The organism is Nocardia colli (genome assembly GCF_008704205.1).
Lineage (GTDB): Bacteria > Actinomycetota > Actinomycetes > Mycobacteriales > Mycobacteriaceae > Nocardia > Nocardia colli.
In genome coordinates this window covers 1-5,777 of the sequence record NZ_VXLC01000058.1, presented here as the reverse complement: position 1 = coordinate 5,777, position 5,777 = coordinate 1, and the positions used below count along the sequence as shown (strand labels likewise).

Genomic DNA, 5,777 nt, shown 5'->3' with positions numbered 1-5,777 from the left:
GTGTTGCGCCGACCTATTGAGACCAAGCCGATGAGCGCGCGTTGGTCGGTCGTTCAGATCAGTTGCACGCCAGGGTCTCCAACGCACGCTCATACGGGGATGGCCATGGCGGCCAGTCGAGCCAGCAGCCGTATCGATCCCTGACCTGTGCCTTGACGGCAATCCGATACCAATGAGACCGCGTCAGATCCACGCCAGGCTGGCAACCAACAGGTCGCCGCAGGCGAGCATCAACAGCAGCCGGACGCGATTCGGCTGGATCAACGGCCCAGTCTTGCCCTGGTTCTCCGCGAGCCACACTCATCCATCAGTAGGTCAACTCGACACAACCGCGCTCGCCGGGCTGCCCATCAGCAGGGGGGCGTGGACCACCGTATGAGTTGCCACCTTTTCCGCCGTTGCCCTCCGCGCGCGCTTGAAAACAACCCTCAGGAAGAGGAGCGCCAGAGGTGCCACCAGCACCACCGCCGGTACCGGTGGCCCCGGTGGCGCCGTCGACTCCTCGGGTGCCACTGACGATGCTGGGCTTCGACCCCGCACAACTCGAGGTTGTGGCTGTGCCACCGAGGCCACCCGCACCGCCTGGACCTTCACCTGCACCTGTCGAGGTCTCCGAGCTACTGTCGCCGCGATTGGGGTCGGGCGGCGGGGCCGACCCACCGCGCCCGCCGAGGCCACCTGCGGCGCCCGCCTGAGTTCCATCGGTCGTGGAGATGCTGGTCGCGCCCGCATCGCCGCCATCGCGGTCTCCGTTGGTGCCTGCGTCGCCAGCCCGACCCTTAGCGCCGATCGCGATGGTCAGGACTTGCCCTGGTTCCACGGACAGCGTGCAGGCAACTCTGGCACCGCCACCACCGCCACCACCGTTACCTCCGAGGGTGCCCCAACCAGCACCACCTCCGCCTCCAGGGCCGATCAGGACCGCAGTGATTGTGGTGACGCCCGCGGGTACCTCGAATGAGCCGTCGGCGTTGAAGGTTTTGGTGTCAGCGGCATATGCGGGGCCTGCCATCGGCAACGCGACCGCGCTGGCCAGACCCGCCACTGCCACGGCGACCCGGACACTGCTTCGAGCACGAACTATTCGCATGACAGTCCCCGTCCGTAGAGGTTGGCCAGCCGATCTGGCTCACCATATGCTCTGCTATTCGGACCTGCGAGCAGGCCGGATGGGTCGGGGTGTCGACAGGAATCGATCGGCAGCGAACGTCCGCAAATGCCGCCGAGCGCGCATTGGTCGGCCGTCCAAATCTGTTGATCGACAGGGTTTCTCAACGCGCACTCATGCCGAGTTCCGCACGCCCGCCGAACCACCCCGTGGAGGACGCTCACACCGGAATGGCGTGCTGGGTGACGTAATGCAGGATCAGTGTTTCGATCGATCGACGGACGGAGCCTTGCTGCCGCTCGCTCAAAGTGCTTGCCAGATCGCCGATCTCGGCTCGGATCGCCTCACGCACCAGATGCACGACGGCTCGGCCGGCTGCGGTGACGGTGACATGGACGGCGCGCCGATTTCCGGGAACCGCGATCCGTCGCACCAGTCCGCGCCGCTCGGCTCGATCGACCAGGCCGGTGACGCTGGACTTCTCCAGCTCCAGGATGCCGGCCAGCTGCTGCATGCCGATCTCGCGATCGTCGAGCACCGCGAGCATTCGCAACTGGGTGACCGATAACCCCTGTTGGCCGGCGAGGCGGCCCAGGATCGTCTGGAGGATGAACGACAGCTGGATCAGCCCGTCGACCAGGTCCGGCGCTGGATCGGGTGCGTCAGTGGTCACAGCACGTGAGATTAGCTTGATTCGGTTCGCGATACCAACTATTTTGGTTCGTGACACGAACAGTATTTGAGACGAACAATGGAGGTGGGTACGACGGACGAGAAACGCGTCGCCGTCATCATCGGCAGCACCCGCCCCACCCGCATCTGCGCCGGTATAGCCGACTGGGCACGCGACGCCCTGCGGGAGGACAGCGATCTCGACTACGACCTGCTCGATCTCGCCGAGGTCGGGCTGCCGTTCCTGGACGAACCCCGCAAGGCCGCGCTACAGCAGTACGAGCACGAACACACCCGAGCCTGGAGCCGGCGCGTGCAGAGCTACCACGGCTTCTTTTTCGTGTTCCCGCAATACAATTGGGGCTACCCCGGAGTTCTGAAGAACGCGCTGGACTACCTCTACTGGGAATGGCGCGACCGTCCCGCGAGCCTGCTGACCTACGGCACCCACGGCGGCAACCGCGGCGCCGAACAGCTCATCGGCGTCCTCCACGGACTACACATGCAACTACTCGATACCCACGTCGAAGCCGTCATCACCGACCAGGACGTGGACGAAAACTGGCAACTGCGCGACCTCGACGCCACGCTCCACCCGAACCGGGAACTGCTGCGCAAGATCGGCACGGAAATGGCCCGCGCACTCGACAGCAACTCATGACCGCAGTTCTTGCGGAGAACGGAGAAACAATCATGACAACCCGCCAGGTGGGATTCATCGGACTCGGGAAGATGGGCGGCGCCCTCGCGGGCCGACTGCTCGATGCCGGTTACGACGTCACCGTGTGGAGCCGGACCGCCGCCAAGGCAGACGACCTGCTGGCACGCGGCGCGAGGCTCGCCGAGCGTCCCGAAGACGCGATCGCCACCGGGACGGTCTTCTCGATGCTGAGCAACGAAGAGGCGGTGCGGCAGGTCTTCACCGCGGACCGGATCCGCTCCGCGCCAGCGGGTTTCGTGCACATCAATCACGCGACCATCAGTCCGGCCGCGGCGCGCGAGTTCGCCGCGGCCGGCGGGGGTTACCTCAGCGCCCCGGTGGTCGGCCGACCCGAGGCGGTGGTGGCCGGGAAGCTCGCCGTCCTGATCTCGGGCGACGCGGACGTCCGAGCCGCGGCCGCACCGATGCTCGCCGCGCTCGGCCGAAAGGTGTGGGACTTCGGCGACGCTGTGGACGCCGCCCCGACGGTGAAGATCGCGGTCAACTACCTGATCCTGCACGCGCTGCAGGCACTGTCCGAATCGATCACCCTGTTGCAGCACGCCGAGCTGAACACGGGACGGTTCGTCGAAATGATCAACGATTCGATCTTCCCGGGCGCGGTGTACAGCGGCTACGGCAACGCCATCGCGACGGGCACCTACGCGCCGCCAGGGTTCACCACCACCCTGGGCTTGAAGGACCTGAACCTCGCACTGGGCACCGCCGCTGAACTCGGCGTCGACCTACCGACCGGACCGGCCCTGCACGACGTGTTCGCCACCGCGGTCGAGCAGATCGGCGCGGACCTCGACTGGTCGAGCGTCGCCGAGGTCACCCGGCAACGGTCCACCGGCCGACCTCACTGAGCAGCACGTCCAGCTCCGGGACATGCTCTGTCGGATTCGGGGGCATGCGTGAGGCAGTCATCGGTCGGACAAAAGCGACCCAACTTCTTCCACCGCCCCCTGGGGCGGTCCGACCAACCCGACCGGACCGCCCCTATAAACGCACAACGCGGCTACCGGCGGCTGGGTGCCGCCGGTAGCCGGGTGTTATGCGTGGGTCATCGCTTGATCAGCGCGCGCAGGGCGGTGATCGAGGCCCGGCGTTCGTAGGTGATCCAGGTGAAGATCGCGGCGAGCGCGAGCGGGAAGGGGGCCAGTTCGGGTGTGCCGGCGAGGAAAGCGTTGAACCCGGCGGCGAGGACGGTGACGATGGCCAGGCCGATCGCGGCGGCGCCGGCCAGGCGGGGCACCATGAGCCCGATCCCGCCCGCGACCTCGGCGAGACCGATGAAGATCAGCAATGCCAACGGGATCGAGAAGGCGGTGGCGTTGTTGTCCATCAGGGTCTGCGGGATGAGGAGCTTCGGGCCGCCGGAGGCGATGACGAAGAACAGGCCGAGCACGATCTGCAGACTCCACAGAACGCGATTGCGAACCTTGCCGGGACGAACGGTGGTGGCGGTCTGGGTGGCGGTGATGGCGGTCATTCGGTGTTCCTTCTGAGTCGGTCGCGCCGGGTTGGTAGCGCGTTCATCAGTAAGGACGGGGGTGGTCCGGAAAACTCATCGCCGCGGCCGAAAAACGCGCGGAGGAGTCGTTCCTGAACCACTCCCACCCCGACGAACCAACGATCTCGACACCTGCCACTGGTCGCGCTATCGTCAATGTTGTTCGTTTTTTCGGAATTACGGATTTACAGGAGTAGGGATGTTCCGCAAACTCGCGACTCTGGTCGCCGCAGCTCTGCCTGTGCTCGCGTCGGGCTCGAATCACGCTGCGGCGGAAGAGATGTGCGCTTCGATTCCGGCTGCGAGCGTGACCTCGGTCGACGGGTGGCTCGGCCGGATTCATGACGATCGCGACAACATCGCGATCGCCGTGGACGACGGAACCGGAAACACGGTCGAGCGGCGGGTCGATGACCAGCAGCCCGTGGCGTCGGCGGTGAAAGTCGTGCCGCTCGCGGCCTACGCCCGCGCGGTGGCGGCGGGAACGCTGGATCCGCAGCAACGAGTGCCCGTCACCGAATGGGAACGCTGGTACCTCCCCGGCGCCGACGGCGGAGCACACGAGAACGCGCGAACTCGCCTGCCCGGCGACACGGTCACCCTCGACGAAATGGTGAGCGCGATGATCCGCGAGAGTGACAACGCGGTGCCCGATTATCTGCGCGACCGTTTGGGTGACGGCGCATTGATCGCCGCCGCCGAAGCCGGCGGGTGGCACGATTACCAGCCGCCCTCGGTGCTCGGCAGCATGCTTCGCCTGCTCGACCCGAACGTCACCGACGACTGGGCAGCGGCGCGGCATTATGCCGAGGATCCCGGGTATCGCACGGCGATACAGACCGGATCGGCGCCGAGCTACGGTGTGCAAGCATCCTGGGCGGACACCACGTGGACAGCCTCGGCACGTCAGCTCACGAACATCCACCGATCGATCGCCACCGGCAGCTTCGGACCCGGCGCGGATATCGCGCGCAGGCATCTGGAATGGCAGTCGCCGCCGGAGGCATCCGACGGAATCGGTTTCAAAGGCGGCTCATTGCCCGGCGTTCTGGCCGATGCGATCTACGTGCGCCACGCCGACGGCAGGGTCGCGACAGCGGTTCTGCTCAACCGGCACATGCCCGAACCCGCGTGGCGGGACGCAATGGAAAGTTTCAGTCAGCAGAAACTGCTGCTGCAGGCCATGACCGACCCGGAGATGATGCGCCGATTAGCGTGTGTCGTATGAGCGATGTCGATGCCAAACTCGCCGAACTGGAAGCGCGGATCGACGCGCTCGAAGGGCACCGCGGCCCCGACGATCCGGCCCGCGGCTTCGTCGAATACCAGGGCAGGGTCGACTTCGACGGCGAGATCGACTGGACCATCCGCTACAGCGCGGCCTCGGTGCTCCGATTGCCTGCCAATGCCCGGGTGGAAGTGCTTGCCGCGCTGGGGCATCCGGTCCGGCACGCACTGATCCAGGAACTCCTCGACGGCCCCCGCACCGGCACCGAGTTGACCGAAGCCGTCGGCCTCACCTCGGCAGGCCAACTGCATCACCACATGCGCGCCCTGTCCTCGGCAAAAATCGTCGAACAACACAGCCGCGGCACGTACCGCATCCCGCCACCAAAAGTCGTCCCAGTCCTGATCCTGATGACCGCCGCAGCCGATATCGCCGACCTACTGCGATAAGTGCTGGGCTTGGGACCAGCGCGGGCCTGCGGAAGGCCAACGAGCAGGGAGCATCTCAGTATCGGCAACGCGCGCAAATGCCCTTGGTCTCAATAGGTCGGCGC

7 protein-coding genes are annotated in these 5,777 nt (G+C 66.1%); 4 read left to right on the top strand and 3 right to left on the bottom strand.

All coding sequences use genetic code 11. The features are described from left to right. Nucleotides 1-307: 307 nt before the first annotated feature. A complete protein-coding gene (locus F3087_RS47600; RefSeq protein ID WP_449584114.1) occupies nt 308-1,012 on the bottom strand; it encodes a glycine-rich domain-containing protein in 705 nt (234 codons plus the stop codon). Between the two features lie 316 nt (nt 1,013-1,328). Then, nucleotides 1,329-1,781, bottom strand: a complete 453-nt coding sequence (locus tag F3087_RS45625) for a MarR family winged helix-turn-helix transcriptional regulator (protein ID WP_150408466.1) — start codon at nt 1,779-1,781, stop codon at nt 1,329-1,331. A gap of 84 nt (nt 1,782-1,865) precedes the next feature. On the opposite strand from F3087_RS45625, the gene F3087_RS45620 reads away from it, so the two are divergent. Next, entirely contained in the window at nt 1,866-2,441 is a 576-nt protein-coding gene (locus F3087_RS45620; RefSeq protein WP_223885847.1) for an NADPH-dependent FMN reductase, read from the top strand. Nucleotides 2,442-2,473: 32 nt separating this feature from the next. Continuing rightward, on the top strand, nt 2,474-3,349 hold the full coding sequence (locus F3087_RS45615; RefSeq protein WP_150408464.1) for an NAD(P)-dependent oxidoreductase: 876 nt from the start codon (nt 2,474-2,476) through the stop codon (nt 3,347-3,349). Nucleotides 3,350-3,546: 197 nt separating this feature from the next. Here the strand turns inward: F3087_RS45615 and F3087_RS45610 are convergent, their stop codons facing one another. Beyond that, on the bottom strand, nt 3,547-3,975 hold the full coding sequence (locus F3087_RS45610; protein ID WP_150408463.1) for a DoxX family protein: 429 nt from the start codon (nt 3,973-3,975) through the stop codon (nt 3,547-3,549). Between the two features lie 220 nt (nt 3,976-4,195). Between F3087_RS45610 and F3087_RS45605 the strand changes: the two genes are divergently transcribed. Next, nucleotides 4,196-5,224, top strand: coding sequence for a serine hydrolase (locus F3087_RS45605; protein ID WP_150408462.1), 1,029 nt, complete (start codon nt 4,196-4,198; stop codon nt 5,222-5,224). Next, the gene (locus F3087_RS45600; protein ID WP_150408461.1) at nt 5,221-5,673 is read left to right on the top strand and encodes an ArsR/SmtB family transcription factor; all 453 of its coding nucleotides are present in this window, start codon (nt 5,221-5,223) and stop codon (nt 5,671-5,673) included. The genes F3087_RS45605 and F3087_RS45600 overlap by 4 nt, the downstream gene beginning before the upstream one ends. Nucleotides 5,674-5,777: the final 104 nt, after the last annotated feature.